Origin of the sequence: Methylocaldum sp., assembly GCF_035627495.1 — a bacterium.
GTDB lineage: Bacteria > Pseudomonadota > Gammaproteobacteria > Methylococcales > Methylococcaceae > Methylocaldum.
The window spans coordinates 1-3,218 of record NZ_DASPLO010000119.1 but is presented as its reverse complement, the minus strand read 5'-3'; the positions used below and the strand labels follow the sequence as shown (position 1 = coordinate 3,218).

1 protein-coding gene and 1 riboswitch are annotated in these 3,218 nt (G+C 53.3%); the gene reads right to left on the bottom strand.

Annotation, left to right across the window (positions count from 1 at the left end; translation table 11 throughout):
- Positions 1-360: 360 nt before the first annotated feature.
- Positions 361-1,953 carry a M12 family metallo-peptidase gene (locus VEB01_RS09690; protein WP_324874935.1) on the bottom strand — a complete coding sequence of 531 codons (1,593 nt, stop codon included), beginning with the start codon at positions 1,951-1,953 and terminating at the stop codon, positions 361-363.
- A 415-nt stretch (positions 1,954-2,368) separates the two neighbouring features.
- Positions 2,369-2,454: riboswitch (cyclic di-GMP riboswitch) on the bottom strand.
- Positions 2,455-3,218: the final 764 nt, after the last annotated feature.

Genomic DNA, 3,218 nt, shown 5'->3' with positions numbered 1-3,218 from the left:
GAGCGGCACTGGCGAAAACTCAATGGCATTCCCCGCTTGGCTCAGGTTATCGAGGGAGTCGTGTTCAAGGACGGAGTTCGGGAAGACGCCGAGAAAATCGCCGCCTGAGTCCGCCCCGTACACAAAATTTGACCATTACTCGGGCGGTTGTTACATGGCTGTGAACATGCCGGCTCGCAGGACCGGCCTGATTGATCCGAGCTATCATGCGCGTATCCTCCGAAGGATGCGCATGATAGCTGGGGCTCAGATAGCGAGTTTTGCCCTAAGGACAAGTATTAGCTGTCGCTACTCGCTTGGGATTAAATTGAAGCGCGGTGACCAAGGCGCTGTTGCCGACGCTTTTCATTGGCGCTGCCATTATCGGTTTTTCCGGTGAACGTTAATCGTTGATGGGGTTGTAGCCGTCGCTACTTCACTGAAGGTGGACTCCGCTACGCCGTTATAGGTCGACACGCGATACGAGTATTCGCCGTTCGGGCTAAGCCCCGTGTTTGAAAAGCCGGTGACATTCGGTCCCAGCTCCGCGATTTCTTCCCAGTTGACTCCGTCGCGGGAGCGCTCCACCTTGAATCCCTCCTCATTGTCCGAATTATCCACCCAGCGGAGATTAATTCGGTCATCGGATCGGGCGGACGCCGCCAGCGCGCTTGGAGCGGCGGGAGCAGCCGCCACTTTGCTGGCTCGCCAAGCGGCAACCGTATATCGCGCTTTTTCCATGGACCAGGCGTCGGCTGCGGACTTCGACGGGTTTATGTTCGGATCGATTCCCGTGGGCTTGCCGTTATAGTAGACGGTGGGATTGGCGAAATTCGAGATGCGCGTTGCGCCGCTGCATGAATAAGCCATAACCGTTCTGAAGCCGCCGCTTTGACACAAGCGATATCCATAAGAGTAGGGATAAATTCCGGCAAAGCTGGAGTTGGCGCGGTCATGGGAGTTGCCCTGGTTATGGCCCAGCTCGTGCGCCAGCGTCTGCCCGGCAAGACAATAGGCTTTGGAATCGTCATGCACTACGGAGAATGCGTAGGGCGCAAAGGAGCTACTCAGCCGCGTCATTTGATAAGCGATGCCGCAGTAATTCGCATCGGCGGAAACCAGCGCCACTTGGTCGGCGCCGTACTGGGTGCGCCAGGAGTGCACGATATCCATTTTGCCGTCGGTGGTGCCTCGAAGGTCATGAAGCGTGCGGGACATGTCGCCGCTTTCCGTGTAGCTGACCTCGGCCATGCGAACCAGGTTGAGCTTCATGTGAATTTTGCTGTTGATATAGGCTTGATTGGCGGCCTCGACGGCTTTCACGATCTTGGATTGGATACCTGATGCGCCGCCGGCATTGGCGCGTGCCTTCGGCGTATAGACAACCATCAGGTCAACAACGGTATTGGCTTCCGCGCCCGCCACGGGCGGGGCATTGGCCGCCGTCTCGGCTTCCGAACTGGCCGGCGCGTTGGCTAAGTCGGGGTCCATGTCGACATCGGGAATCGGGTGCTTGTGAGGCAGGATCTTTTTGGGGTCCAATTGTCGAACGGTATGAGTATCATCGCCGTTGTATAGGATTTCGTAGACTTCTCCGTTCCCCCGTTTGACGGTTCCGGACATGACATTTCCGGTCACAGCCAGAATGACTTCACTGTCGGGTTCTCCTTGAATATGACCAATCCAAGCCGAACGACCCTGAACATTGTCGACGACACGATCCTTCTCGGCGACCAGAAGCGTGTCATTGAAAATATTCAGATTTATCGCGTCTGCTTTCATTCTTTCGAGATTAAGCCGGACTGAGCGATTCCTGTCCTTTTTAACTTGAGGGGGACGATTAGTGTCGGGTATGGCGCTCAGCGCGTCCTGAAATAAATCCTCCGGTAACTTCCGCTCGGCGGCGGCTGTGTGGCTGACCGCCGACAAAGCCAATGACAGATACAACGGGGTCAGGACAAAGTGCTTATTCATTCTTATAGCTCCTATCAGTACTAAAAAGCAGACACGGAAAATTTTTAAAATCGGCTGCGTGGGCCGGGCGGTTCCTCGAAATCTCCTCCTCTAGCGTTGTAAAAAAATCAGTCCCGGAGGCGTCTCGTAAAGGCGCCACTGATTAAGCCGCGTCGAAGTGCAACCCCCAAGCGCTGTTCGAGCTTCAGGGACTGGCTCCGACCGGCGAATTAAATTCGGTTGCAGTAGCCGCTAATGCTGTAGCGTTTTGGATCGAAAGCGTGGGGGAGGTCGTATCAAGCCCGTTGCGCACGGGACATCAAGTTGGCTGCTTATTGAATTCCCCCGCGGCACGGTGGTCTCTCTCGGAACGAGCGTCCGACAGGAACTCCACAGCAACGAGGCATGCAGCGTGGATGGGCCACTCACGGCTCGAGCCCGCAATCTCGCTGTCATAGGACGATCTCCTGTAGACCGGTAACTTTGCGTCGCCACCTTGCGGTGGTTTTGCCGCTTTCAGATCAAAAGACTTGGTTCAGTAGCGGTCTTAATGGCTTCGAGGTCCACCTTTAAAGGCAGAAATGGTGGGGGCGTCGAGACGTTTGTTGAGATCAGCGGCGAATATGAGACTTGATATTTTTTCTTCATGACTAACGGCTCATTATGAGTAGTTATGGTCACGTAGCCTGACAATTGTCAGAGCCCCCCGATATAGCGCACCCTGCCTGTTTGTTATTTGTTGTGCTTCGATTTATTTGTCGTCCGTAACAGCTCTTTTTGTTTAATCCATATCCGACACGGTACGGTTCGGCCTGAGCACTATTTAGGCCATATTTGTAATAAATTGATAAGTAAATAAAAAAAGGCGTTATCTGATATTTTTTAACTTCGTATGTCGCTCTCAAGGAACGGGCAAAGTTTTCCAGGAACGGCGAAACAGCCCGTAAAGAGCAGTCCATGGAGCCTTGTTAATGCCGCCCTATTAGGCAAGTCGCCAAAACACAACACTCCCTTAAGAAAACGATAAAACGGTAGACGTACAGCGAAAAATCTATTGGGCAGCGTTGATCCCAGAGGTTATCGTTTGGAACCGATCTTGATGAAGCCGAGAAACCTTCGATGTGTTAGGACAAACGAGCTGCTGAGCTAGTGTCCTGTCCCATTAATACGTAGCATAAATCTTGCTTAATTTCTGGGTGTCTTTAGATTTGAGGAGATACCCAATGAAAAACGGCCGCCCGAAAGCCGAACTGGTCATCACACCCGCTGAACGCGAACAACTGGAG

Bases quoted from the DNA above. Each gene is read 5' to 3' on its own strand.
- VEB01_RS09690 (WP_324874935.1), bottom strand. From the start codon at position 1,953: ATGAATAAGCACTTTGTCCTGACCCCGTTGTATCTGTCATTGGCTTTG.